Source organism: Variovorax sp. GW821-FHT06D12 (assembly GCF_059419205.1).
On sequence record NZ_JBWKRI010000010.1, the window covers coordinates 1 to 24,240 of the forward strand.

The following is a 24,240-nucleotide window of genomic DNA, read 5'->3' on the forward strand; positions in this document are numbered from 1 at the left end:
AGCGAAATCAAGGAGGAGGGGCGAAGCCCCGGGGGACATTCGCGGAGGGAAGTACCCGGTGGCCTGTGCACGCGCCCCGAACCAGGCAGACGTAAAAAAGCCCCCAACTGGGGGCTTCCAACGAGACAAGAAAAGCGTCAGGCCAACGTGTAAGCCGTCTTCACCGTCGTGAAGAACTCCTGCGCGTACTTGCCCTGCTCCCGCGGTCCATAGCTCGATCCTTTGCGCCCACCGAAGGGCACGTGATAGTCCACCCCCGCCGTCGGCAGGTTGACCATCACCATGCCCGCCTGGCTGTGGCGCTTGAAGTGCGTCGCGTACTTCAGCGAGGTCGTCGCAATGCCGGCCGAGAGACCAAACTCGGTGTCGTTCGCCGTCGCCAGCGCCTCTTCGTAGTTCTTCACGCGGATCACGCTCGCCACCGGCCCGAACACCTCCTCGCGGTTGATGCGCATGTTTGCGGCGGACTCGCTGAACAGCGCCGGCGACATGTAGTAGCCGTCCGTCTCCAGCTTCAGCAGTTCGCCGCCGGCCGCCAGCGTGGCGCCTTCGCCCTTGCCGATGGCGACGTATTCCATGTCCTGGTCGAGCTGCGACTTCGACGACACCGGCCCCACGTCCGTGCCCTGCGCGAGCGCATCGCCGACCTTGATCTTCGCCATGCGCGCCTTCATCGCCTCGATGAACTTCGGGTAGATGCCTTCGGTCACGATGAGGCGGCTCGACGCCGTGCAACGCTGGCCCGTCGAGTAGAACGCGCTCTGCACGCTGAGCTCCACGGCCTGTGCGAGGTCGGCATCGTCGAGCACCACCTGCGGGTTCTTGCCGCCCATTTCGAGCTGAACCTTCTTGTGGTTGGTGACGCATTGCACCGCGATGTTGCGGCCCACGCCCACCGAGCCCGTGAAGCTGATCGCATGGATGCCCGGGTGGTTGACCAGCGCATCGCCGATCACGCTGCCGCGGCCCATCACGAGGTTGAACACGCCGGCCGGAATGCCCGAGCGGCTGATGATTTCGGCCAGCGCCCAGGCGCAGCCCGGCACGAGGTCGGCGGGCTTGAGCACCACACAGTTGCCGAAGGCCAGCGCGGGCGCGATCTTCCAGGCGGGAATGGCGATGGGGAAGTTCCACGGCGTGATGAGCCCGACCACGCCGACCGGCTCGCGCGTGATCTCCACGCCGATGTTCGGACGCACCGACGGCAGCACCTCGCCCGACAGGCGCAGGCACTCGCCCGCGAAGAACTTGAAGATCTGCCCCGCGCGCGTGGCCTCGCCGATGCCTTCGGCCTTGGTCTTGCCCTCTTCACGCGCTAGCAGCGTGCCCAGCTCTTCCTTGCGCGCGAGGATCTCGGTGCCGATCTTGTCGAGCGCGTCGGAGCGCGCCTGGATGCTGCCCGTCGCCCAAGCGGGGAAGGCCGCGGTGGCAGCAGCCACAGCCGCGTCGACCTGGCCCTTGTCGCCCTGCGTGTACTGGCCCAGCACGTCGGCCAGGTTGCTGGGGTTGATGTTGGGGCTGTAGCTTTGGCCAGCCAGCCATTCGCCATTGATGAGGTTGTTGAATTCAGTCATCGTCGATGTCCTTGTGTGCGTGTTGCGGTGAGGAGGCTGGAAAAGTCCCAAGGCTAGGTGGCGCCTTCGGACTCCACGTAGAGGGCGTACAGCGAATGGCTGGCCGCCATGTAGAGGCGATTTTTCTTGGGGCCGCCGAACGTCAGGTTGGCACAGCGTTCGGGCAGGCGGATGAAACCGATGGGCTTGCCTTGCGCATTGAAGATCTTGACGCCATCGAGGTCTTCGGACTTCGCCTGCGGCTGATAGACCTTCATGCCGTTGCCGGCATCGATGGGTTCGGGAGCGACGGCGCCGTTCCAGCCCCAGCCCATCCAGAGATTGCCGTCGCGGTCGACGCGAAAGCCATCGAGCGCCGCGGCGCCCGTGCCGTCGATGAGCTTCAGCTTGTTCGACACGCTGCCATCGGCCGCCACGTCGTAGCTCCAGAGGCTGCGGTTGGGCGTGCCCTTCCACTCGACAACGTAGAGCTTTTTCTCGTCCGGCGAGAAGGCCAGGCCGTTCGGGTTCACGAGGTCGGTGATCACCGCCGAGAGCTGGCCGTCGGGCGTGAGGCGGTACACGTTGGTCGTCGCCTGCTCGGGCGCGGCCTTCTCGCCTTCCCACGTGCCCGAGATGCCGAAGAGCGGGTCGGTGAACCACACGGTGTCGTCCGACTTCACAACCACGTCGTTCGGCGAATTCAGCCGCTTGCCCTGGTAGCGGTCGGCCAGCACGGTCATGCGCCCGTCGGCCTCGGTGCGCACCACGCGCCGCGTCACCGAGTGCTCGCAGCTGATGAGGCGGCCCTGCCGGTCGCGCGTGTTGCCGTTGCAGTAGCCGGCGTTCGCCTTGTGGACCTTGAACTCGCCGGTCTTCTCCTCGTAGCGCATCAGCCTGTTGTTCGGGATGTCGCTGCACACGAGGTAGCCCTCGCGCGGCAGGTACACCGGGCCCTCGGCCCAGCGCATGCCGGTGCCGACCTGCTCGAGCGTGCTGCTGTAGATGCGGTACTTCGCAAAGCTGGGGTCGAGGATCAGCACCGACGGATCGGGATACCGCTGCTGCGGCTTGTAGGGAAACGACTGGGCGCCCGCGGCGGCGGCCACCGCGCCGAGTGCCGAGCCGGCGGCTGCTTGCAGCAGGCGACGACGGTCCATGTGCTTGTTCATTCAGTCTCCTTGAATGTCGGGACGGTCGGCGCGTAAACAGCGCCGGGGGCGCTCAGCGGACCATGCAGGGCCGCTTGTTGTCGAAGGTCCAGTTCGAAATGAGGAACTGCATCGCCTGCGCATCGTTGCGCGCGCCCAGGCCGTGCGTCAGGTACAGCTGGTGCGCCTTCTCGACCTCGGCCATGTCGAGCTCGATGCCCAGGCCGCCGCGCGTGGGCACCTGCACGAGACCGCCCTCGATCTGCAGCGGCGCCTTCGTGAGGCGCTGGCCGTCCTGCCAGATCCAGTGCGTGTCGATGGCCGTGACCTTGCCGGGTGCCGCCGCGGCCACGTGCGTGAACATCGCGAGCGACACGTCGAAGTGGTTGTTCGAATGCGAGCCCCAGGTCAGGCCCCAGGCCTGGCACAGCTGCGCCACGCGCACCGAGCCCTGCATCGTCCAGAAGTGCGGGTCGGCCAGCGGGATGTCGACCGACTGCAGCGAGAGGCTGTGCACCATCTCGCGCCAGTCGGTGGCGACCATGTTGGTGGCGGTGGGCAGGCCGGTGGCGCGGCGGAACTCGGCCATCACCTCGCGGCCCGAGAACACGCCCTCGGCACCGCACGGGTCTTCGGCATAGGCCATCACGCCGTGCAGGTCGCGGCACAGGCGGATGGCGTCGGCCAGCAGCCAGCCGCCGTTCGGGTCGAGCGTGACGCGCGCCTGCGGAAAGCGTTCGTGCAGCGCGCGGATCGCCTCGACCTCTTCCTCGCCGCGCAGCACGCCGCCCTTGAGCTTGAAGTCGGTGAACCCGTAGCGCGCGTGCGTGGCCTCGGCCAGGCGCACGATGGCCTCGGGTGTCATGGCCTCTTCGTGGCGCAGGCGGAACCAGTCGTTGTCGGCGCCGGGGTCGGTCTCGTACGGCAGGTCGGTCTTGGTGCGGTCGCCCACGTAGAAGAGGTAGCCGAGCATCTGCACCGCATCGCGCTGCTGGCCTTCGCCGAGCAGCGCGGCCACGGGCACGCCCAGGTGCTGGCCCAGCAGGTCAAGCAGCGCGGCTTCGGCGGCGGTCACGGCATGGATGGTCACGCGCAGGTCGAAGGTCTGCAGGCCGCGCCCGCCGCTGTCGCGCGCGGCGAAGGCGCTGCGCATGCGGTTGAGCACGGCGTTGTGGTTGCCGATGGGCTGGCCCACGATGAGGTCGCGCGCGTCTTCGAGCGTCTGGCGGATCTTCTCGCCGCCCGGCACTTCGCCCACGCCGGTGTGGCCGGCGCTGTCGGTGAGGATCAGCAGGTTGCGCGTGAAGAACGGGCCGTGCGCGCCGCTGAGGTTCATCAGCATGCTGTCGTGGCCGGCCACGGGCACGACGCGCATGGCGGTGACGACGGGCGCGCCCGACACGACGGGGGAGGCAGCGGATTCAGGAGAGGTCATCTTCGGGCTCGGTGGCTCAGTCTGCGGTGATGTGGCGGGTGTCGATCAATGTCTTCCATCGCGCCCACTCGCGCAACTGGAAGGCGGTGAAGTCCTCGGGCGTGCTGGCGACGATTTCCAGGCCCTGGTCGAGCATGCGTTTCTTGGTCTCGGGGTCTTGCATGGCGGCGATGACCGCGTCGCTCAGCTTCTTCTTCGTGGCGGCGGGCAGGCCCTTGGGCGCGGCCATGCCCTGCCACGAATAGACCTCGGCGCCCTTCACGCCGGCTTCGGCGAGCGTGGGCACGTCGGGCAGCACGGGCGAGCGCCTGTCGCCGGTGACGGCCAGCGCGCGCAGCTTGCCGGCGCGGATGTGCGGCAGCACGGCGTTCACGTTCTGGAACGAGAAGTCGACCTGGTTGCCCAGCAGATCGTTCACCGCCGGCGCGCCGCCCTTGTAGGGCACGTGCACGCCTTCGGTCTTCGATTGCTGCCAGAAGAGTTCGGCCGACAGGTGGTCGGACGAGCCGTTGCCAGAGCTCGCGAACGAGACCTTGCCGGGCGCCTTGCGCAAGAGCGCGAGCACGTCGGCCACGCTGCGCTCGGGCCGCGCGACATTCGCCACGAGCACGTTGGGCGCCTGCACGGGCACGCTGATGTAGTCGAAGTCCTTGGTGGCGTCGTAGGGCACGCCCTTTTGCAGGTGCGGTGTGACGACGAAGGCGCCGAGCGACGACACCAGCAGCGTGTAGCCGTCGGGCAGTGCGCGCTTCACGAAGCCGGTGCCGATGGTGCCGGTGGCGCCGGGCCGGTTGTCGACCACGAAGCTGCCGCCGAGCTTGCCCTGCAGCTGCTGCGCCAGCGCGCGCGCCACCATGTCGGTGGAACCGCCGGCCGGGAACGGCACGATGATCGTCACGGGTTTCTGCTGCGGCCATGCATCGGCCTGCGCCGAGGCGTGCAGCGGCAGCAGCAGCGCGGTGGTGGCGAGTGCGAGGCCCGTCGCCAGGAATTGCGTTCTCTTCATGCGCGGTGGTCCGATCAGGAAGGAAGGCGCACAGCCTGGCGCGCGAGCAGCTTCCACTCGCCGCCCTGCTTCTGCCAGACGCCGAGGATCTTCAGCGCGACCTTGCCGGGCTTGCCCGAGTCGTTGGTGTCGGCCGTGAGCGTGTGGCGCACGATGGCGGTGTTTCCGTCGACGACCTTCACGGTCTGGTCGGTGATCGCGATGGTCACGAAGTCGGACTTGCGGTCGAGCAGGTCGCTGATGAAGCTGGCCTGCGTGTCGACCTTGCCGCCCGAATGGCCGTAGCTCAGGTCGTCGGACACCAGCGCGCGCAGCGCGGCGGGCGTCGGGTCGACCATGGCGACGCGCAGCCGCTCGGCGGCCGCCGCAACTGCGGGTTCGGCCGCTGCGCCGCTGCTGCTGCCACCGCTGGTGGCACAACCCGCGAACACGGCGGTCGCTGCGGCGGCGAGCAGGAATTTTCTGATGAGCATGTCGTTGTCTCCTGTTTGTCTTGTGGTGCGGTCGACTGCGATCAGTGCCGGCTTACTGCGGGCCGAGCGTGTCGATGAGCGCCTTCAGTGCGTCCATCTCGTCGGGCTTCAGGTCGGTCAGCGGCGCGCGCACGGGGCCGGCGTCGTGGCCGACAAGCTTGGCGCCCGCCTTCACGATGCTCACGGCGTAGCCGGGCACGCGGTTGCGCAGCTCCAGGTAAGGCATGAAGAAGTTCTTCAGCAGGCGGTGCTGCGTGGCCATGTCGTCGTTGGCGACCGCGTGATAGAAGTCCATCGCCGTCTTCGGAATGAAGTTGAAGACCGCCGACGAGTACACGGGCGTGCCCATCGCCTTGTAGGCGGCGGCATAGACCTCGGCCGTGGGCAGGCCGCCCAGGTAGGCAAAGCGGTCGCCCATCTTCTGGAAGATCGCGACCATCGCTTCGATGTCGCCCACGCCGTCCTTGAAGCCCACGAGGTTCGGGTTGCGCTCGGCCAGGCGGGCCAGCGTGTCGGGCTTGAGGCGGCTGCTGGCGCGGTTGTAGACGATCACGCCGAACTTCACGCTCTTGCACACGGCCTCGACGTGCGCGGCCAGGCCTTCCTGGCCGGCTTCGGTGAGGTAGTGCGGCAGCAGCAGGATGCCGTGCGCGCCGGCCTTCTCTGCGGCTTGTGCGCATTGGATGGCGAAGCGCGTCGGGCCGCCGGCGCCAGCAATGATCGGTACCACGCCGCGGCAGGTGTCGACCGCGGTCTGGATGATGCCGGGGTACTCGTCACCCGTCAGCGAGAAGAACTCGCCCGTGCCACCCGCGGCGAACAGCGCGCTCGCGCCGTAGGGCGCCAGCCATTCGAGGCGCTCGATGTAGCCCTTCTTGTTGAAGTCGCCGTTGCTGTCGAAGTCGGTCAGCGGGAACGAGAGCAGGCCGGAGCCCATGATGGTCTTGAGTTCTTGCGGATTCATCGGAAGTCGTCCAGTGAAAAAAGAGAAATGAGGAAAAGAAGAGATAAGAAGAAGGGGCCGCTCAGTCGAGCTTGAGATTGGCCTGCTGGATGACCTGCGCCCAGCGCGCGCGTTCCTTGGCGAAGAACTGGTCCTGCTCGGGCGCGGTCATGGTCACGACCTCGGCGCCCTGCCCCGCAAGGCGCGCCCGGATGTCGGGCGTGCGGATGATGCGGACCAGTTCCTTGTTGAGCCGGGCGATCACCGCGTCAGGGGTGCCGCGCGCCGCGACCACGCCCTGCCATGTGCCGGACTCGTAGCCGGGAACGCCCTGCTCCGCGATGGTCGGCACGCTGCCGATCAGCGGCATGCGCGTCGACTTCGACACCGCGATGAGCTTGAGCTTGCCGCTTTGCACATGCGGGTAGGTGGCCAGCATGCCGTTCATGAGCACCTGCGTCTGGCCCGCGACGGTGTCGAGCACGGCCTGCACGCCGCCCTTGTAGGGCACGTACTCCCACTTGGCGCCGCTCTTGCGCTGCAGCTCGACGCCGGCCAGGTGCGCGGTGCTGCCGCTGGCGGTGACGGCGAAGTTGAGGTCGCTCTTCTTCGACAGCTCGACCAGCTCCTTCAGCGTGTTGGCCTGCACCGACGGGTGCACCACCAGCAGGTGCGGCGAGTAGGCCAGCATGGCCACGCTGCGCAGGTCCTTCGACGGATCGAACGGCAGCTTGGGGTACAGCGACGGGCTGATGGCCAGCGCGCCGAGGTCGCACAGCATGAGCGTGTGGCCGTCGGCCGGCGCCTTGGCCAGCATGTCGGCGCCGAGGTTGCCGTTGGCGCCCGCACGGTTCTCGATGACCACGGGCTGGCCCAGCGCTTCGGACAGCGGCTGGCCGATGGCGCGCGCAATGATGTCCGACGAGCCGCCCGGCGGGTACGGCACGATGAGACGGATGGGCTTGGAAGGCCAGGTGCCGCCCGCCCCTTGCGCAAACGCGTGCAAGGGCAGGCTGGCGGCCAGTGTGGTGGCGAGGGCGGCGCCGAGCGCGCCGCGTCGGTTGACGGTCATGGGGGCTGTCTCCTGAGGTTCGATGCAGGCATGCGAGGCCGTGATGGCTCCGCATGTTATCAGTCATCGTACAACTAGAAAATCAGCTTGTCCAGACTTGAGCCCCGAAAACCCGGGGCGAACTCAGCGCGAAGGGGTGTTGTCGGACGAGGCGGCGCCGTTTCCGGCCGCCTCTGCCCTGGCTTTGTGCTGTTGCGCGGCTTCCTGCGCCATGCGCAGCCGCTCGCGGCTGTTGGTCAGGTGGATGCGCATCGCGGCGCGTGCCGACTCGGGGTCGCGGCGCGCGATGGCCGCGTAGATTTCCTCGTGCTCGCGGTTCACGCGGCTCAGGTAGCTGCCGTCCTGCACGCGGATCGCGCTGATGCGCGTGCGCGGGATGATCGTCGTGCCCAGGTGCCGCATGATGTCGGCGAAGTAGGGGTTGCCGGTCGACTGCGCAATCTCCAGGTGGAAGGCGAAATCGGGCGCCACGGTGTCGCCGCCCACCTTGACGTTCTGCTCGAACGCGTCGAGCGCCTGGCGCATCGCCACCAGCTGCTCGTCGGTGCGCCGGCTCGCGGCCAGCCCGGCGGATTCGGTCTCCAGGCTGATGCGCAGCTCGAGCACGGCGAGCACGTCGACCGAGGTCGCGATCTCGCCGGGATCGAGGCGGAACACGCCGCCCATGCCGCCCGGACGCGGCTGCAGCACGAAGGTGCCCACGCCGTGCAGCGTCTCGACCAGCCCGCCCGCCTGCAGCTTGGACAGCGCCTCGCGCACCACGGTGCGGCTCACGCCGTAGGCCTGCATGATGGCCGACTCGGTCGGCAGCTTGTCGCCCGGGCGCAGCGACTGGCTGCGGATCTTCTCGCCCAGGTCTTCCACCAGCCCGTTCGCCAGGCCGCGCGCGCGCTGGCGCGGCCGCCCCACGAAAGCGGCGTTGCCCGCCGGGTTGTCAGCGGTCGTTGTCTGAACCTCGGGATTACCCGCAGTCGTTGAGGCCATGACGACGATCATAATCCCCTCACAGTTGTACGACAACAGATAACTTATCACCTAAAAACGGTGACGACGTTGTCCACCTCCTCCGCTTCCCCTCACACATCCCGAAGACATGTCGACGCCTGAAGCCCCCTCCCCCCAGCTCGGCCGCCTGCTGCTGACCGGCGCCGCCGGCGGCCTGGGCCGCGTGCTGCGCGAACGGCTCGCGCCTTTTGCGAACGTGATCCGCCTTTCCGACATCGCCGACATCGCGCCGGCCACGGGCGCGCATGAAGAAGTCGTGCCCTGCGACCTGTCCGACAAGGCCGCGGTCGACGCGCTGGTGGCCGGCTGCGACGCCATCGCGCATTTCGGCGGCGTGTCGGTCGAGCGCCCGTTCGAAGAAGTGCTCGAAGCCAACATCAAGGGCGTGTTCAACCTGTACGAGGCCGCGCGCCGCCACGGCGTGAAGCGCGTGGTGTTCGCCAGCTCGAACCACGTGATCGGCTTCTACAAGCAGGACGAGCACATCGACGCGCACGCCGCGCGCCGTCCCGACGGCTACTACGGCCTGTCGAAGTCTTTCGGCGAAGACATGGCGCAGTTCTATTTCGACCGCTGGAGCATCGAGACGGTGAGCATCCGCATCGGCTCGTCGTTCCCCGAGCCGCTCAACCGCCGGATGATGAGCACCTGGCTCAGCTACCGCGACCTCACGACGCTGATCGAGAAGTCGCTCTTCACGCCCGACGTGAAGCACACGGTGGTCTACGGCATGTCGGCCAACCGCGACCTGTGGTGGGACAACGCCGCCGCCACGCACCTGGGCTTCGTGCCACAAGACAGCTCCGAGGTGTTCCGCGACAAGGTCGAGGCACAGCCACCGGTGGCGCCCACCGACCCGAACGCCATCTACCAGGGCGGCGCCTTCACCGCGCAAGGCCCGTTCGGCGACTGACCGCGCCGCACCGCATGCAAGCCGAACTCGTTCTCGACGCGCGCAACGGCACGGGCGAAAGCCCGGTGTGGCTGGCCGCGCAGCAGGCGCTGTACTGGGTCGACATTCCCGCGCGCACGCTCAGCCGCTGGCATGCCGGCGAAGGCCATGGGCAATGGCGCGCCGATGAAATGATCGCCTGCATCGCACCGCGTGCCGACCGGCCCGGCGAATGGATCGCCGGCATGGAAAGCGGCCTGTTCTCTCTGCGCCCGCGCACCGACGGCACGCTCGCGGCCACGCCGCTCGCTCCGGTGGCACACGCCGCGCCGGGCATGCGTTTCAACGACGGCCGCTGCGACCGGCAAGGCCGCTTCTGGGCCGGCACGATGCTGCTGGACATGGCCGCGGGCGCGCGCGTCGGCCGCCTGTACCGCCACGGCCCCGGCGACGACGGCGCGGCCTTGCAACTGGACGACCTGATCGTGCCCAACGGCCTGGCCTTCAGCCCCGACGGCCGCACGATGTACCTGTCGGACTCGCACCCGAGCGTGCAGGCCGTCTGGGCCTTCGACTACGACACCGACACCGGCACGCCGAGCAACCGCCGTCTCTTCGTCGACATGAATCCCCTGCCCGGCCGCCCCGACGGCGCGGCGATGGACGTCGACGGCTGCTACTGGATCTGCGGCAACGACGCCGGCCTGGTGCATCGCTTCACGCCCGACGGCCGGCTCGACCGCTCGCTCGCCGTGCCGGTGAAGAAGCCCGCCATGTGCGCCTTCGGCGGCACGAACCTCGACACGCTGTTCGTCACCTCGATCCGCCCCGGCGGCATCGACCTGTCGGACCAGCCGCTGGCCGGCGGCGTGTTCGCGCTGCGCCCCGGCGTGGCGGGCGTGCCAGAGCCGGCCTTCGGCTGACCCCTTTTCTTTTTTATTGACGACAACCACCAAGAGGACGAGACAAATGAAGCTCTACAAGACACTCATCGCACTTGCTGCCGGCGCTGCGGCCGCGTTGACCACACTGGCTGCAGGCGCCACCGAGTTCCGCTCGGCCGACATCCACCCCGACGACTACCCCACCGTGACCGCCGTGAAGTTCATGAGCGAACGGCTCAAGGCGTTGTCCGGGGGCAAGCACAGCATCAAGGTCTTCAACAACAGCGCGCTCGGCAACGAGAAGGACACGATCGAGCAGACCAAGATCGGCGCGCTGCAGATGGTGCGCGTGAACATCGCGCCCATGAACAACATCTGCCCCGAGACGCAGGTGCCGACCATGCCCTTCCTGTTCCGTTCAGTGGAGCACCTGCACAAGGTGCTCGACGGCCCGGTCGGCGAAGAAATCCTGAAGTCGTGCGAGAAGCAGGGCTTCGTGGGCCTGGCCTACTACGACAGCGGCGCACGCTCGATGTTCACGGCCAAGAAGGCCGTGCGCAACTTCGCCGACATGAAGGGCCTGAAGGTTCGCGTGCAGCAGTCCGACCTGTGGGTGTCGATGCTCGAGGCCATGGGCGCCAACGCCACGCCGATGCCGATGGGCGAGGTCTACACGGGCCTGAAGACCGGCCTCATCGACGCCGCCGAAAACAACTACCCCACCTACGAAAGCGCGCGCGCCTTCGAGGTCGCCAAGTACTACAGCAAGACCGAGCACTCGATGGCGCCCGAGATGCTGCTGTTCTCCAAGCGCGCGTGGGACAAGCTCTCCACCGAAGAACAGGGCTGGCTGCGCCAGGCCGCCAAGGAATCGGTGCCCTACATGCGCAAGCAATGGCAGGAGCGTGAAGTGAAGTCGCTGGCCACGGTGAAGGCCGGCGGCGCCGAGATCATCGACGTCGACAAGGCCCCGTTCCAGGCCGCGATGAAGCCGGTGTACGACAAGTTCATCACGGACGCGAAGCTCAAGGACCTGGTCAAGCGCGTCCAGGACACGAAGTAAACAGGGCTCGCCCCCAGGCTTCGCGCACTTCGTGACCCTGCGCCCCCTGCCGGGGGCCACGAAGAGGCGGAGCCTCTCCATTTTTCGCGCTGGAAATATGTACACCAAACTTTGCCGCACGCTCGCCCGTGCCTGCATGTGGTTGGGCATCCTCGGTCTCGTCGCGGTGATCTGCGCCGTGAGCTGGCAGGTGTTCGGCCGCTACGTGCTCAACAACACCCCCACCTGGGCCGAGAGCCTCGCACTGCTGCTGGTGCTCTACGTGACCATGCTGGGCGTGGCCGTGGGCGTGCGCGACGCGGGCCACATCGGACTCGAATCGTTCCTCGTGCTCGCGCCCGACTGGCTGCGCCTGAAGATGGAATACCTCATCCACGCGCTGATCCTGCTGTTCGGCCTGGCCATGGCCTGGAACTGCGCCTCGCTCGCCGAATCGGTGTGGGACTACCGCCTGCCCACGCTGTGGATTTCCGAAGGCTGGAAGTACGTGCCCGCCGCCGTGTCGGGCGTCCTCATCGTGATGTTCTCGATCGAACACATCATCGCCTTGGCCCAAGGCCGCGAAGTCGAACCCGCCTGGGGCTGAACCTCATCATGACGACCCCTCTTCTCATTCTCTGCCTCTCGTTCACGCTGTTCCTGCTGCTCGGCGTGCCGGTAGCGTTCTCGATCGGCCTGTCGGCCCTGGCCACGCTGCTGTACGAAGGCCTGCCGCTCGCGGTGGGCTTCCAGCAGATGACCTCGGGCATGGGCATCTTCTCGTTCCTGGCCATTCCCTTCTTCATCTTCGCCGGCGAGCTCATGCTCTACGGCGGCATCGCGGACCGCATCGTCAACTTTGCGCGCAACCTCGTGGGCCACGTGCGCGGCGGCCTCGGCATGTCGAACGTGGTGGCCTGCACCTTGTTCGGCGGCGTCTCGGGCTCGCCCGTGGCGGACGTCTCGGCCATGGGCGCCGTGATGATCCCGATGATGAAGAAGGAGGGCTACCACGCCGACTACGCCGTCAACGTGACGACGCACGCGGCCCTGGTCGGCGCGCTGATGCCCACCAGCCACAACCTCATCATTTACTCGCTCGCGGCGGGCGGCAAGGTGTCGATCGCGGCGCTGATCCTGGCGGCGCTGCTGCCGGCGGCCGTGCTCACGCTGAGCAACCTCGCGGCCGCGTACCTCGTGGCGGTGAAGCGCGGCTACCCGGCCGGCAGCTTCCCGGGCTGGGCCATCGTGGCGCGCTCGTTCGCGGCGGCGCTGCCGGGCCTGTTCATCGTGGTGCTGATCCTCGGCGGCATCCTGTCGGGCATCTTCACGGCGACCGAATCGGCGGCGGTGGCGGTGCTCTATGCGCTGGCACTCACGATCTTCGTGTACCGCACGCTGAAGTGGGAGCACTTCATCAAGGCCGCCTCGAAGGCCGTGCGCACCACGGGCGTGATCCTGCTGCTGATCGGCATCTCGAGCACCTTCGGCTACCTCATCAGCCTGTACGGCGTGGCCGAGCTCACGGGCCAGATGCTGTCGCAGGTGACGACCACGCCGTGGATGATCTTCCTGCTCATCAACATCATCCTGTTCGTGCTGGGCACCTTCCTGGACATGGCCGCGACCATCCTGCTGTGCACGCCGATCTTCCTGCCCATTGCGCAGCAGTACGGCATGACCTCGGTGCAGTTCGGCGTGGTGATGCTCATCAACTGCGCGCTGGGCCTGAACACGCCGCCCGTGGGCACCACGCAGTTCGTCGGTTGCGCCATCGGCGGGGTGTCGGTGGGCACGGTGATGCGCACGATCTGGCCCTTCTACGGCGCGTTGATCTTCGCGCTCGGGGTCGTGACCTTCGTTCCCGCGTTTTCCACCTGGCTGCCCAGCCTGTTCATGGTGGTGAAGTAAAGAAAAGAGAAAGGGCCTCCCGATGGCCGATGCGAACACCCGACCGCCGCTGTACATCCGCATCCACGCGGCCGACAACGTCGCCATCGTCGCGAACGACGGCGGCCTGAAGGCCGGCACGGCCTTCGACGACGGCCTGGTGCTGGTCGACACCGTGCCCCAGGGCCACAAGGTGGCACTCGTCGACCTGGCCGAAGGCGACGCCATCCGCCGCTACAACGTGGTGATCGGCTACGCGCTCAAGGCGCTGCCGCGCGGCAGCTGGGTGCACGAGCGCGTGATGCGCATGCCGGTCGCGCCCGAGCTCGACGGCCTGCCCATCGCCACGGTCAAGCCCCCTGCCCTGCCGGCGCTCGAGGGCTACACCTTCGAGGGCTACCGCAACGCCGACGGCTCGGTGGGCACGCGCAACATCCTCGCGATCACGCAGACCGTGCAATGCGTGGCGGGCGTGACCGAGTTCGCCGTGCAGCGCATCAAGGCCGAGCTGCTGCCGAAGTACCCGCATGTGGACGACGTGGTGGCGCTCGAACACAGCTACGGCTGCGGCGTGGCCATCGACGCGCCCGACGCCATCGTGCCGATCCGTACCCTGCGCAACATCAGCCTCAACCCCAACTTCGGCGGCGAGGTGATGGTCGTGAGCCTGGGCTGCGAGAAGCTGCAGCCCGAGCGCCTGCTGCCGCCCGGCACCATCCCCATCGCCGACCAGCGCGGCGCGCCCGCCGAGGCGCTCGACGTGGTCTGCCTGCAGGACGATGCGCACGTCGGCTTCATGTCGATGATCGATTCGGTGATGCGCCAGGCCGACGCACACCTTGCGCGTCTCAACAAACGCCGGCGCGAAACCGTGCCCGCGAGCGAACTCGTCGTGGGCGTGCAGTGCGGCGGCAGCGATGCCTTCTCGGGCGTCACCGCCAACCCGGCCGTGGGCTTTTGCACCGACCTGCTGGTGCGCGCGGGCGCCACCGTGATGTTCTCGGAAGTCACCGAGGTGCGCGACGGCATCGACCAGCTCACCTCGCGCGCGGCCACGCCCGAAGTGGCCGACGCCATGATCCGCGAGATGGCCTGGTACGACGCCTACCTCGACAAGGGCCGCGTCGACCGCAGCGCCAACACCACGCCGGGCAACAAGAAGGGCGGGCTGTCGAACATCGTCGAGAAGGCGATGGGCTCGATCGTGAAGTCGGGCTCGGCGCCGATCACCGGCGTGCTCGCACCCGGCGAGAAGGCGAAGCACAAGGGCCTGATCTACGCCGCCACGCCGGCCAGCGACTTCATCTGCGGCACGCTGCAGCTGGCGGCCGGCATGAACCTACACGTGTTCACCACCGGCCGCGGCACGCCCTACGGGCTGGCCGAGGTGCCGGTGATCAAGGTCGCCACGCGCAGCGACCTCGCGCGCCGCTGGCACGACCTGATGGACGTGAACGCGGGCCGCATCGCCGACGGCGAGGCCAGCATCGAGGACATCGGCTGGGAGATGTTCCGCCTGATGCTCGACGTGGCCAGCGGCCGCAAGAAGACCTGGGCCGAGCACTGGAAGCTGCACAACGCGCTGGTGCTGTTCAACCCGGCCCCGGTCACCTGATCGAACCACCCTCACGGAGCACAGCCATGGAAGACCTCAAGGACAAGACCGCCCTCGTCACCGGCGCCAGCACCGGCATCGGCGCCGCGGTGGCCATCGCGTTCGCCGCGCGCGGCATGCGCGTGGCCGTGCACTACAACAGCTCGGCCGATGCGGCGACCCGCGTGGTCGACACCATCCGCGCCGCCGGCGGCACGGCCTTCGCGCTGCAGGCCGACGTGCGCGACACCGCCGCGATCCGCGCCTGCGTGCAGGAAACCACGGCGCAGTTCGGCCGCATCGACGTGCTGGTGAACAACGCCGGCAGCCTGGTCAAGCGCATGCCGATCGCCGAGTTCGACGATGCGCTGTTCGACGAGGTGATGCACATCAACGCACGCTCGGTGCTGGCCTTCTGCCGCGAGGCCGTGCCGCAGATGCGCAAGCAAGGCGGCGGCGCCATCATCAACGTGACCTCGGTGGCCGCGCGCACCGGTGGCGGCCCCGGCGCCTACCTGTACGCGGGCGCCAAGGGCTTCGTGAGCACCGCGACGCACGGCCTGGCCCGGGAACTCGTGGGCGACCGCATCCGCGTGAACGCGGTGGCGCCGGGCGTGATCCAGACGCCGTTCCAGGACCGCTTCTCGACGCCCGCGATGCTCGAGACCTTCAGGACCGGCATCCCGATGGGGCGCCTGGGCACGGCCGACGAATGCGTGGGCGCCTTCCTGTACCTCGCCTCCGAGCAGCTCTCGGGCTACGTGACGGGGCAGGTGCTCGAAGTGAACGGCGGGCAGTACATGCCCTGACGCACTCCCCCGCCTTCTCAGCACAACAGATCAACAACGGAGACAGAGACACCATGCAAAGAAGCCAGTTCGTCCGCGGCCTTGCCGCCCTTTCGGCCACCGCCGCCCTCTCGCTCGGCGGGGCCGCGCCCGCCGCGGCGCAAGCCAACGACTTCCCGAACCGCACCATCGAGCTGCTCGTGCCCTACCAGCCCGGCGGCGGCACCGACGGCCTGGCGCGCGCGTTTTCCGAAGCGAGCCGCAAGCACATCTCGCAGAGCATCGTGATCGTCAACCGCCCCGGCGCGGGCGGCGCCATCGGCTGGACCGAGGTGATCAACGCCAAGCCCGACGGCTACAAGCTCGCCGTGCTCACGGTGGAGCTGCTCACGCTGCCGCACCTGGGCCTGGCCAAGTTCAACTACGACGACTTCCAGCCCATTGCGCAGCTCAACGCCGACCCGGCCGCGATCACCGTGAAGGCCGATGCGCCGTGGAACACCATCGAAGAATTCCTCGCCGCCGCGAAGAAGTCGCCCGAGAGCATCCGCGTGGGCAACTCGGGCAACGGCTCGATCTGGCACCTGGCCGCCGCCGCGCTCGAAGACAAGACCGGCACCAAGTTCGGCCACATCCCGTTCCAGGGCGCCGCGCCCGCCGTGCTGGCGCTGCTGGGCGGCCACATCGAGGCCGTGGCCGTGAGCCCCGCCGAAGTCACGACGCACGTACAGGGCGGCAAGCTCAAGGTGCTGATGGTGATGGCCGACAAGCGCGTGAAGGGCTTCGAGAAAATCCCGACCGCCAAGGAGCGCGGCATCGACCTGTCGATCGGCACGTGGCGCGGCCTCGGCGCGCCGAAGAACACGCCACCCGAAGTGATGGCCAAGCTGCGCGAGATCACCGCCAAGACCGCCGCCGAGCCACTCATGCACGAGGTGATGGACAAGCAGAACCTGGGCTACGTCTACACCGACGGCGCGGTGTTCAAGGAAACGCTGGCCAAGGACAACGCCTACTTCAAGGCGCTGATCACCAAGCTGAACATCAAGCCGTGAACGCGACACGACAAGGAAACACAGCCATGCAACGTCGCACACTCATCCAATCCGCCCTCGCCGCCTCGCTGGCGGCAGCCCTGCCCGCCTTCGCGCAGGGCGGCAACACCTGGCCCACGGGCAAGGCCATCACCTACCTCGTGCCCTTTCCCGCGGGCGGCACCACCGACGTGCTGGGCCGGCTCATCGGGCAGAAGCTCGGCACCGTGCTGGGCACGAGCGTGATCATCGACAACAAGGGCGGCGCCGGCGGCAGCGTGGGCTCCGAGATCGGCGCGCGCGCCGCGCCCGACGGCTTCACGCTGGTGGGCGGCACGATCAGCTCGCACGCGATCAACGTGAGCCTGTACCCCAAGCTGGGCTACGACCCGCAGAAGTCGTTCGCGCCCGTGACGCTGATCGGCACCAACCCGGTCGTGCTGGTGGTGAACCAGGCCAGCCCGTACAAGACGTTGAAGGACGTGATCGCCGCGAGCAAGGCCAAGGCCGGTGGCCTCTCGTCGGCCTCGGCGGGCACGGGCACCTCGCAGCACCTGGCGCTGGAACTGCTGGGCTACAAGTCGGGCGTGAAGTTCACGCACATCCCGTACAAGGGCAGCGGCCCCGCGATCCAGGACGTGATCGGCGGACAGGTCGACATGATGTTCGACACCACAGTGGTGGCCGGCCCGCACATCCAGAGCGGCAAGCTGCGCGCCATCGCCGTCACTTCGGCCAAGCGCCTGGCCTCGATGCCCGATGTGCCCACGGTGGCCGAGTCGGGCGTGCCCGGCCTGCAGGACTTCGAGGTGGTGTCGTGGCAGGCGATCTTCGTGCCCGCGGGCACGCCGCCCCCCGTCGTCGACCGCCTGCACACCGAGATCCGCAAGATCCTCGCAACGCCCGAGATGCAGGACAAGCTCAAGGGCTTCGGCATGGAGCCCGCCGACCTCACGACCGCGCAGATCGCGGCCTTCCAGAAGACGGAAGTGGAGAAGTGGGCGCAGGTGATCAAGGCCGCAGGCATCAAGGCCGACTGACCTCCCCGAATCCGGCAGCCACCACACCCCCACAAGCGCCTGGTGGGCGGTGTGGTGCGGGCGGCCCCTCTGTGCCGCCGAGGCGCGCAGCGTTTCGCGGATCAGGGCTCGCAGCTGTTTGAGCGCAGCGAGTTCTGCGAGACCCCGCGAAACGCGAGCACCGCAGGGCAGCCGCGAAGCGGCCGGCACAGTGGGGCCGCCCGCGCCGCGCCGCCCGCCGGGCGCGTGCCCCGCAAAGAGCGCCCACCCTCGCGAACCAAGGGAAGCTTCCTACGCTCCCCCGGAGAAGCGCTTTATAGAATGCCCGTCCGATTCCGCATTCCAGGCCTTCCACAACGTGTCCGATCGCTCCGCAGTTCTGCCCCAATACCTGTTCCCCAAGCAGGCCCTGACCAATTTCGCCGGCTGGGTCGCAGGCAAGGAACGAGGCGCGGTCACCACCTGGATCATTCGCCGCTTCGTTGCCAAGTACAACGTCGACATGGGCGAAGCGCTCGAGTCCGACATCCATCACTACAAGAGCTTCAACCAGTTCTTCACGCGCGCCCTCAAGCCCGGCATGCGCCCGCTGGCGCAGGCCGACCTCGTGTGCCCCGTGGACGGCGCCATCAGCCAGTTCGGTGCCATCGAGGGCGACCAGATCTTCCAGGCCAAGGGCCACAACTACACGACCACCGCGCTGGTCGGCGGCGATGCCGCGCTGGCTGCCAAGTTCGCGCACGGCAGCTTCGCCACGCTGTACCTGAGCCCCAAGGACTACCACCGCATCCACATGCCCTGCGACGGGCGGCTGGTGCGCATGATTCATGTGCCCGGCGACCTGTTCTCGGTCAACCCGACCACCGCGCGCGGTGTGCCCGGCCTGTTCGCGCGCAACGAGCGCGTGGTGTGCGTCTTCGAATCGGCCAACGGCCCCTTCGTGCTCGTGCTGGTGGGCGCCACCATCGTCGGCAGCATGGCCACCGTGTGGCACGGCGTGGTCAACCCGCCGCGCGTGGGCGAGCTGCGCGAGTGGCACTACAACGACCAGCAGATCGACATCAAGAAGGGCGACGAGATGGGCCGGTTCTTGCTGGGCTCGACCGTCGTCATGCTGTTTCCGGCGCCCGCGCTGGCCTTCAACCCGGACTGGTCGCCCACCCGCGCGATCCGCCTGGGCGAAGCCATGGCCAACTACGCCTGATTTGTGAAGCTTTGTCTCGAAACCCGCATGCTGCATGCCTGTACAGCTATAAAACCAGTAGCATCCTGATCCTTCGCGCTATAGTCGTCGGCCAGCCAGACGGTCCATGACGACCAATCACAAACAAGAGTGCGCCGCCCCGGCCCGCCCCCGGCCGACGGTCCGCCCAGCTTCGAGGAGATGATGTCGATGAGTACCAAGGAAAACGCAGCCATCAGCCAGTTGCTCGCCCTGCTCGAAGCCCGCTATGCGCTGCGTGTGCTGTGGGCCCTGCGCGACGGCCACGCCCAGACCTTCCGGTTGCTGCAGGACAGCGTCGGCGGCATCACTCCCAACACCCTCAACACCCGCATCAAAGAATTGCGCGAAGCCGGCGTCGTGAGCCACGGCAGCGACGGCTACTGCCTCACGCTGAGCGGACAAGACCTGCTCAAGCGCCTGTCCGACCTGCAGGCCTTCGCCGCCAAGTGGCAGCTCGGGCAGAGCAAGAAGGCCGCGGGGCCGGCCGCCGCGCAGCCTGCATCGGCCGAGGCATCCTCGCCCGTGGCGCCTGCTGCGCCAGCGCCGTCCGCCCCCGACGCGGCACCACCCGCAACCACGCCGCCCGGCTCCGACAGCCAGGGCTGAAGCGGGGGCCCGCCGGGCCTCGGTAAACTCCGCGCCTCCGATTCCTCTCCCATTTCATCGACGCAAGGAGCGTTTCCCATGCCCACCACCCCCTCCGGCCTGCAATACGAAGACACCGAAGTCGGCACCGGCGCTGAAGCCAAGGCCGGCCACCACGTGCACGTGCACTACACGGGCTGGCTCTACAACGACGGCGTGCAAGGCGCCAAGTTCGACTCCAGCCGCGACCGCAACGACCCCTTCGCGTTCTCGCTGGGCGCCGGCCAGGTCATCAAGGGCTGGGACGAAGGCGTCGCCGGCATGAAGATCGGCGGCAAGCGCACGCTGGTCATCCCCGCCGCGCTGGGCTACGGTGCCCGCGGCGCCGGCGGCGTGATCCCCCCGAACGCCACCCTGAAGTTCGACGTCGAGCTCCTCGACGCGCATTAAGGGCTCGCCCCCAGGCTGCGCGGCACTTCGTGTCCGCTTCGCCAACCCCCTACCGGGGGCGACACCTGCGGCCCGGCGAAGCCGGTTCCGCGGTGTCTCTCGCGAAAGCCACTTCGCACCCCTCTTGCGGCCGCTTTGGCCGCATTTTTACGCTTGAAAAGCCCTAGAGCAGCCCCAAGTGGCTGGCTGTGTTTGTTTTCCGGCGCACGCCGGTTCTTTGAAAAATGTCTGACCCGCAACAATCCGCACAGAATTCTCAAATGCTGCAAGGCGAGCCCAGTCCCGAAGAACTGGAGGCCGCGCAAGCCGCCAACGAAGCCGAGGCGCTCGACGCCCTGGCCGTGGCGCAAGGCGAACTGGCTGCCCTTCAGACCAAGAATGCCGAGCTGGCCGACCAGTACCTGCGCGCCCAGGCCGACGTGCAGAACGCCCGCCGCCGCGCCGACGACGAGATCACCAAGGCCCGCAAGTTCGCGGTCGAAGCCTTTGCCGAGAGCCTGCTGCCGGTGACCGACAGCCTCGAAGCCGGCCTGGCCGTCAAGGACGCCACGCCCGAGCAGATCCGCGAAGGCGCCGAAGCCACGCTGCGCCAGCTCAAGAGCGCGCTCGAACGCAACAAGGTGATCGAAGTGGCCCCCGCTGCCGGCGACAAGTTCGACCCGCACCTGCACCAGGCCATCTCGATGGTGCCCGCCGACCAGGACGCCAACACCGTGGTGGGCCTCCTGCAGAAGGGCTACACCATCAACGAACGCGTGCTGCGCCCGGCGCTGGTCACCGTGGCCGCGCCCAAGTAAAGCGGCATCGACCCACAAGATTCCCACAGGAAATCCCCGCGTCATCCCTTGAATCGCACCGGGTTATCCACAAGTTCATAACAACATATTTTTCCGAATTTCAGGAGTAAGAACATGGCAAAGATCATCGGCATCGACCTCGGCACCACCAACTCGTGCGTGTCGATCATGGAAGGCAACACCACGCGTGTGATCGAGAACTCGGAAGGTGCGCGCACCACGCCGTCGATCGTCGCGTACCAGGAAGACGGTGAAGTCTTGGTCGGTGCCTCGGCCAAGCGCCAGGCCGTCACCAACCCCAAGAACACGCTGTACGCGATCAAGCGCCTGATCGGCCGCAAGTTCGAGGAAAAGGAAGTCCAGAAGGACATCGACCTGATGCCCTACACCATCGCCAAGGCCGACAACGGTGACGCATGGGTGGAAGTGCGCGGCAAGAAGATGGCCCCGCAACAGGTCAGCGCCGACATCCTGCGCAAGATGAAGAAGACCGCCGAAGACTACCTCGGCGAAACCATCACCGAAGCCGTGATCACGGTGCCGGCGTACTTCAACGACGCACAGCGCCAGGCCACCAAGGACGCCGGCCGCATCGCGGGCCTGGACGTCAAGCGCATCATCAACGAGCCCACCGCTGCAGCCCTGGCCTTCGGCCTGGACAAGCAGGACAAGGCCGACCGCAAGATCGCCGTGTATGACCTGGGCGGCGGCACCTTCGACGTGTCGATCATCGAGATCGCGGACGTCGACGGCGAGAAGCAGTTCGAAGTGCTGTCGACCAACGGCGACACCTTCCTGGGCGGCGAAGACTTCGACCAGCGCATCATCGACTACATCATCGGCGAGTTCAAAAAGGAACAAGGCGTCGACCTGGGCAAGGACGTGCTGGCCCTGCAGCGCCTGAAGGAAGCCGCTGAAAAGGCCAAGATCGAGCTGTCGAACAGCGCGCAGACCGACATCAACCTGCCGTACATCACGGCCGATGCGACCGGTCCGAAGCACCTGAACATCAAGCTCACCCGCGCCAAGCTGGAAAGCCTGGTCGATGAGCTGGTCGAGCGCACCATCGCGCCCTGCCGCCTGGCCATCAAGGACGCCGGCATCAGCGTGAGCGACATCAACGACGTGATCCTGGTCGGCGGCATGACCCGCATGCCCAAGGTGCAGGAAAAGGTGAAGGCCTTCTTCGGCAAGGAACCGCGCAAGGACGTGAATCCCGACGAAGCCGTGGCTGTCGGCGCCGCCATCCAGGGCCAGGTGCTCTCGGGCGACCGCAAGGACGTGCTGCTGCTCGACGTGACCCCGCTGTCGCTGGGCATCGAGACCATGGGCGGCGTGATGACCAAGATGATCACGAAGAACACCACGATCCCGACGAAGTTCGCGCAGACCTTCTCGACCGCCGAAGACAACCAGCCGGCCGTGACCATCAAGGTGTTCCAGGGCGAACGCGAGATCGCCTCGGGCAACAAGCTGCTGGGCGAGTTCAACCTGGAAGGCATTCCGCCGGCATCGCGCGGCACGCCGCAGATCGAGGTGAGCTTCGACATCGACGCCAACGGCATCCTGCACGTGGGCGCCAAGGACAAGGGCACCGGCAAGGAAAACAAGATCACCATCAAGGCGAACTCGGGCTTGAGCGAAGACGAGATCCAGAAGATGGTCAAGGACGCCGAGCTCAACGCCGACGAAGACAAGAAGAAGCTCGAGATCGTGCAGGCGCGCAACCAGGGCGAAGCCATGGTGCACAGCGTGAAGAAGTCGCTCGGCGAGCATGGCGCCAGCCTCGAAGCCGCCGAGAAGGATGCGATCGAAGCCGCGATCAAGGACCTGGAAGAAGCCCTCAAGGGTGAAGACAAGGCCGCGATCGAGGAAAAGACCAACACGCTGATGACCGCGAGCCAGAAGCTCGGCGAGAAGATGTATGCCGAATCGCAGGCTGCGGCCAACGCCTCGGCCGCCAGCGGCCCGGCAGGCGCGGAAGCTTCCGCCAGCGCGCAGGCCGACGACAACGTGGTCGACGCCGAAGTCAAGGAAGTGAAGAAGGGCTGATCCCCTGCCCTTCTAACAAGGCTGGAACACCTGAACAGGTGCTCCAGCCTTTCTCGCTTCCAGTTCCCCGACGAGTTCCCGCCGCCCGACCGAATCTGCTGCCATGGCCACCAAACGCGACTACTACGAAACCCTCGGCGTTCCCAAGAACGCGAGCGAGGAAGAAATCAAGAAGGCTTATCGCAAGCTTGCGATGAAGCACCACCCCGACCGCAACCACGGCGACACCAGCAAGGACGCCGAGGCCAAGTTCAAGGAGGTGAAGGAAGCGTACGAAATGCTGTCGGACGGCCAGAAGCGCGCGGCCTACGACCAGTACGGCCATGCCGGCGTCGATCCCAACATGCGCGGCGGCCCCGGCGCGGAAGGCTTCGGCGGCTTCGCGGAGGCCTTCGGCGACATCTTCGGCGACGTGTTCGGCGGCGGCCGCGGCCGCACCAGCGGCGGGCGCCAGGTGTTCCGCGGCAGCGACCTGAGCTACGCGATGGAAGTCACGCTCGAGGAAGCCGCCGACGGCAAGGACGCACAGATCCGCATCCCGAGCTGGGACGACTGCGGCACCTGCCACGGCTCCGGCGCCAAGCCCGGCACCAAGCCCATCACCTGCACCACCTGCCACGGCGCGGGTGCCGTGCAGATGCGCCAGGGCTTCTTCAGCGTGCAGCAGACCTGCCCGACCTGCCACGGCAGCGGCAAGATCGTTCCCGAGCCCTGCACCGTGTGCCACGGCCAGGGCAAGATCAAGAACAACAAGACGCTCGAGGTGAAGATTCCGGCCGGCATCGACGACGGCATGCGCATCCGCAGCACCGGCAACGGCGAGCCCGGCACCAACGGCGGGCCGCCCGGCGACCTGTACATCGAGATCCGCCTCAAGAAGCACGACCTGTTCGAACGCGACGGCGACGACCTGCACTGCGTGGTGCCCGTGAGCGTCACCACCGCGGCGCTGGGCGGCGAGATCAACGTGCCCACGCTCAAGGGCGCGGCCGCCATCGACATTCCCGACGGCACCCAGAGCGGCAAGCAGTTCCGCCTGCGCGGCAAGGGCATCAAGGGCGTGCGTTCGAGCTACCCGGGTGACCTGTACTGCCACGTGCGCGTGGAAACGCCCGTGAAGCTCACCGAGCACCAGCGCAAGCTGCTCAAGGAGCTCGACGAATCGCTCAAGAAGGGTGGCGAGAAACACAGCCCGACCGACAAGGGCTGGTTCGACAAGGCCAAGGAATTCTTCAGCTGATGATGCTGCTGACGCGCTGACGGCCTTCGTCAGCGCCGGGCCGACGCCCTGTCGGCCCGAAGCGTGCCCTCTTTCGGCCGCTGCCGCCCTGTGGCGGCGCGCCAGGCACG

22 protein-coding genes and 1 pseudogene are annotated in these 24,240 nt (G+C 67.3%); 15 read left to right on the plus strand and 8 right to left on the minus strand.

The features are described from left to right. Positions 1-137: 137 nt before the first annotated feature. From AC07SQ_RS26890 to AC07SQ_RS26925, 8 genes are all read right to left on the minus strand, one after another. Complete coding sequence (locus AC07SQ_RS26890; protein WP_307694252.1) at positions 138-1,574, minus strand: aldehyde dehydrogenase family protein; 1,437 nt, start codon at positions 1,572-1,574, stop codon at positions 138-140. A 53-nt stretch (positions 1,575-1,627) separates the two neighbouring features. Next, positions 1,628-2,725 carry an SMP-30/gluconolactonase/LRE family protein gene (locus tag AC07SQ_RS26895; protein WP_495273354.1) on the minus strand — a complete coding sequence of 366 codons (1,098 nt, stop codon included), beginning with the start codon at positions 2,723-2,725 and terminating at the stop codon, positions 1,628-1,630. Between the two features lie 52 nt (positions 2,726-2,777). Then, on the minus strand, positions 2,778-4,139 hold the full coding sequence (gene gudD / locus AC07SQ_RS26900) for a glucarate dehydratase (protein ID WP_495273353.1): 1,362 nt from the start codon (positions 4,137-4,139) through the stop codon (positions 2,778-2,780). A 16-nt stretch (positions 4,140-4,155) separates the two neighbouring features. Beyond that, a complete protein-coding gene (locus AC07SQ_RS26905) occupies positions 4,156-5,145 on the minus strand; it encodes a Bug family tripartite tricarboxylate transporter substrate binding protein (protein ID WP_495273352.1) in 990 nt (329 codons plus the stop codon). 14 nt (positions 5,146-5,159) lie between these two features. Next, positions 5,160-5,618: a nuclear transport factor 2 family protein gene (locus AC07SQ_RS26910; RefSeq protein ID WP_495273351.1), complete on the minus strand. Its 459-nt coding sequence runs from the start codon at positions 5,616-5,618 to the stop codon at positions 5,160-5,162. A 52-nt stretch (positions 5,619-5,670) separates the two neighbouring features. Next, positions 5,671-6,582 (minus strand): 5-dehydro-4-deoxyglucarate dehydratase, encoded by a 912-nt coding sequence (kdgD, locus tag AC07SQ_RS26915; RefSeq protein WP_062470656.1) that lies wholly within the window; start codon positions 6,580-6,582, stop codon positions 5,671-5,673. Between the two features lie 61 nt (positions 6,583-6,643). Further along, entirely contained in the window at positions 6,644-7,633 is a 990-nt protein-coding gene (locus tag AC07SQ_RS26920) for a Bug family tripartite tricarboxylate transporter substrate binding protein (RefSeq protein WP_062470659.1), read from the minus strand. 123 nt (positions 7,634-7,756) lie between these two features. After that, the gene (locus tag AC07SQ_RS26925) at positions 7,757-8,617 is read right to left on the minus strand and encodes a FadR/GntR family transcriptional regulator (RefSeq protein ID WP_495273350.1); all 861 of its coding nucleotides are present in this window, start codon (positions 8,615-8,617) and stop codon (positions 7,757-7,759) included. Positions 8,618-8,726: 109 nt separating this feature from the next. Here AC07SQ_RS26925 and AC07SQ_RS26930 point away from each other — a divergent pair, with 109 nt between their 5' ends. From AC07SQ_RS26930 to dnaJ, 15 genes and pseudogenes are all read left to right on the plus strand, one after another. Continuing rightward, complete coding sequence (locus AC07SQ_RS26930) at positions 8,727-9,551, plus strand: NAD-dependent epimerase/dehydratase family protein (RefSeq protein ID WP_495273349.1); 825 nt, start codon at positions 8,727-8,729, stop codon at positions 9,549-9,551. A 14-nt stretch (positions 9,552-9,565) separates the two neighbouring features. Then, positions 9,566-10,453 (plus strand): SMP-30/gluconolactonase/LRE family protein, encoded by an 888-nt coding sequence (locus tag AC07SQ_RS26935; RefSeq protein ID WP_495273348.1) that lies wholly within the window; start codon positions 9,566-9,568, stop codon positions 10,451-10,453. A gap of 46 nt (positions 10,454-10,499) precedes the next feature. Further along, positions 10,500-11,477: a TRAP transporter substrate-binding protein gene (locus AC07SQ_RS26940; protein WP_495273347.1), complete on the plus strand. Its 978-nt coding sequence runs from the start codon at positions 10,500-10,502 to the stop codon at positions 11,475-11,477. 97 nt (positions 11,478-11,574) lie between these two features. Next, on the plus strand, positions 11,575-12,063 hold the full coding sequence (locus AC07SQ_RS26945) for a TRAP transporter small permease (RefSeq protein WP_062470671.1): 489 nt from the start codon (positions 11,575-11,577) through the stop codon (positions 12,061-12,063). Between the two features lie 8 nt (positions 12,064-12,071). After that, complete coding sequence (locus AC07SQ_RS26950) at positions 12,072-13,367, plus strand: TRAP transporter large permease (protein ID WP_070059673.1); 1,296 nt, start codon at positions 12,072-12,074, stop codon at positions 13,365-13,367. 22 nt (positions 13,368-13,389) lie between these two features. Further along, entirely contained in the window at positions 13,390-14,961 is a 1,572-nt protein-coding gene (garD, locus tag AC07SQ_RS26955) for a galactarate dehydratase (RefSeq protein ID WP_495273346.1), read from the plus strand. 26 nt (positions 14,962-14,987) lie between these two features. Next, positions 14,988-15,749 carry an SDR family NAD(P)-dependent oxidoreductase gene (locus tag AC07SQ_RS26960; protein WP_159277605.1) on the plus strand — a complete coding sequence of 254 codons (762 nt, stop codon included), beginning with the start codon at positions 14,988-14,990 and terminating at the stop codon, positions 15,747-15,749. Positions 15,750-15,802: 53 nt separating this feature from the next. Next, on the plus strand, positions 15,803-16,783 hold the full coding sequence (locus AC07SQ_RS26965) for a tripartite tricarboxylate transporter substrate binding protein (RefSeq protein ID WP_495273345.1): 981 nt from the start codon (positions 15,803-15,805) through the stop codon (positions 16,781-16,783). A 26-nt stretch (positions 16,784-16,809) separates the two neighbouring features. Next, positions 16,810-17,802: a Bug family tripartite tricarboxylate transporter substrate binding protein gene (locus AC07SQ_RS26970; protein WP_390345252.1), complete on the plus strand. Its 993-nt coding sequence runs from the start codon at positions 16,810-16,812 to the stop codon at positions 17,800-17,802. Between the two features lie 337 nt (positions 17,803-18,139). Beyond that, complete coding sequence (asd, locus tag AC07SQ_RS26975) at positions 18,140-18,985, plus strand: archaetidylserine decarboxylase (RefSeq protein WP_070059678.1); 846 nt, start codon at positions 18,140-18,142, stop codon at positions 18,983-18,985. 189 nt (positions 18,986-19,174) lie between these two features. Further along, positions 19,175-19,477 (plus strand): annotated as a pseudogene (locus AC07SQ_RS26980) (winged helix-turn-helix transcriptional regulator); the annotation flags it as partial. A gap of 213 nt (positions 19,478-19,690) precedes the next feature. After that, on the plus strand, positions 19,691-20,041 hold the full coding sequence (locus AC07SQ_RS26985) for an FKBP-type peptidyl-prolyl cis-trans isomerase (RefSeq protein ID WP_495273344.1): 351 nt from the start codon (positions 19,691-19,693) through the stop codon (positions 20,039-20,041). Positions 20,042-20,265: 224 nt separating this feature from the next. After that, a complete protein-coding gene (gene grpE, locus AC07SQ_RS26990) occupies positions 20,266-20,838 on the plus strand; it encodes a nucleotide exchange factor GrpE (protein ID WP_082817966.1) in 573 nt (190 codons plus the stop codon). Positions 20,839-20,952: 114 nt separating this feature from the next. After that, complete coding sequence (dnaK, locus tag AC07SQ_RS26995) at positions 20,953-22,890, plus strand: molecular chaperone DnaK (RefSeq protein ID WP_495273343.1); 1,938 nt, start codon at positions 20,953-20,955, stop codon at positions 22,888-22,890. Positions 22,891-22,993: 103 nt separating this feature from the next. After that, positions 22,994-24,130 (plus strand): molecular chaperone DnaJ, encoded by a 1,137-nt coding sequence (dnaJ, locus tag AC07SQ_RS27000; protein WP_062470698.1) that lies wholly within the window; start codon positions 22,994-22,996, stop codon positions 24,128-24,130. Positions 24,131-24,240 lie beyond the last annotated feature (110 nt).

Bases quoted from the DNA above. Each gene is read 5' to 3' on its own strand.
- AC07SQ_RS26890 (WP_307694252.1), bottom strand. From the start codon at position 1,574: ATGACTGAATTCAACAACCTCATCAATGGCGAATGGCTGGCTGGCCAA.
- AC07SQ_RS26895 (WP_495273354.1), bottom strand. From the start codon at position 2,725: ATGAACAAGCACATGGACCGTCGTCGCCTGCTGCAAGCAGCCGCCGGC.
- gudD (WP_495273353.1), bottom strand. From the start codon at position 4,139: ATGACCTCTCCTGAATCCGCTGCCTCCCCCGTCGTGTCGGGCGCGCCC.
- AC07SQ_RS26905 (WP_495273352.1), bottom strand. From the start codon at position 5,145: ATGAAGAGAACGCAATTCCTGGCGACGGGCCTCGCACTCGCCACCACC.
- AC07SQ_RS26910 (WP_495273351.1), bottom strand. From the start codon at position 5,618: ATGCTCATCAGAAAATTCCTGCTCGCCGCCGCAGCGACCGCCGTGTTC.
- kdgD (WP_062470656.1), bottom strand. From the start codon at position 6,582: ATGAATCCGCAAGAACTCAAGACCATCATGGGCTCCGGCCTGCTCTCG.
- AC07SQ_RS26920 (WP_062470659.1), bottom strand. From the start codon at position 7,633: ATGACCGTCAACCGACGCGGCGCGCTCGGCGCCGCCCTCGCCACCACA.
- AC07SQ_RS26925 (WP_495273350.1), bottom strand. From the start codon at position 8,617: ATGGCCTCAACGACTGCGGGTAATCCCGAGGTTCAGACAACGACCGCT.
- AC07SQ_RS26930 (WP_495273349.1), top strand. From the start codon at position 8,727: ATGTCGACGCCTGAAGCCCCCTCCCCCCAGCTCGGCCGCCTGCTGCTG.
- AC07SQ_RS26935 (WP_495273348.1), top strand. From the start codon at position 9,566: ATGCAAGCCGAACTCGTTCTCGACGCGCGCAACGGCACGGGCGAAAGC.
- AC07SQ_RS26940 (WP_495273347.1), top strand. From the start codon at position 10,500: ATGAAGCTCTACAAGACACTCATCGCACTTGCTGCCGGCGCTGCGGCC.
- AC07SQ_RS26945 (WP_062470671.1), top strand. From the start codon at position 11,575: ATGTACACCAAACTTTGCCGCACGCTCGCCCGTGCCTGCATGTGGTTG.
- AC07SQ_RS26950 (WP_070059673.1), top strand. From the start codon at position 12,072: ATGACGACCCCTCTTCTCATTCTCTGCCTCTCGTTCACGCTGTTCCTG.
- garD (WP_495273346.1), top strand. From the start codon at position 13,390: ATGGCCGATGCGAACACCCGACCGCCGCTGTACATCCGCATCCACGCG.
- AC07SQ_RS26960 (WP_159277605.1), top strand. From the start codon at position 14,988: ATGGAAGACCTCAAGGACAAGACCGCCCTCGTCACCGGCGCCAGCACC.
- AC07SQ_RS26965 (WP_495273345.1), top strand. From the start codon at position 15,803: ATGCAAAGAAGCCAGTTCGTCCGCGGCCTTGCCGCCCTTTCGGCCACC.
- AC07SQ_RS26970 (WP_390345252.1), top strand. From the start codon at position 16,810: ATGCAACGTCGCACACTCATCCAATCCGCCCTCGCCGCCTCGCTGGCG.
- AC07SQ_RS26985 (WP_495273344.1), top strand. From the start codon at position 19,691: ATGCCCACCACCCCCTCCGGCCTGCAATACGAAGACACCGAAGTCGGC.
- grpE (WP_082817966.1), top strand. From the start codon at position 20,266: ATGTCTGACCCGCAACAATCCGCACAGAATTCTCAAATGCTGCAAGGC.
- dnaK (WP_495273343.1), top strand. From the start codon at position 20,953: ATGGCAAAGATCATCGGCATCGACCTCGGCACCACCAACTCGTGCGTG.
- dnaJ (WP_062470698.1), top strand. From the start codon at position 22,994: ATGGCCACCAAACGCGACTACTACGAAACCCTCGGCGTTCCCAAGAAC.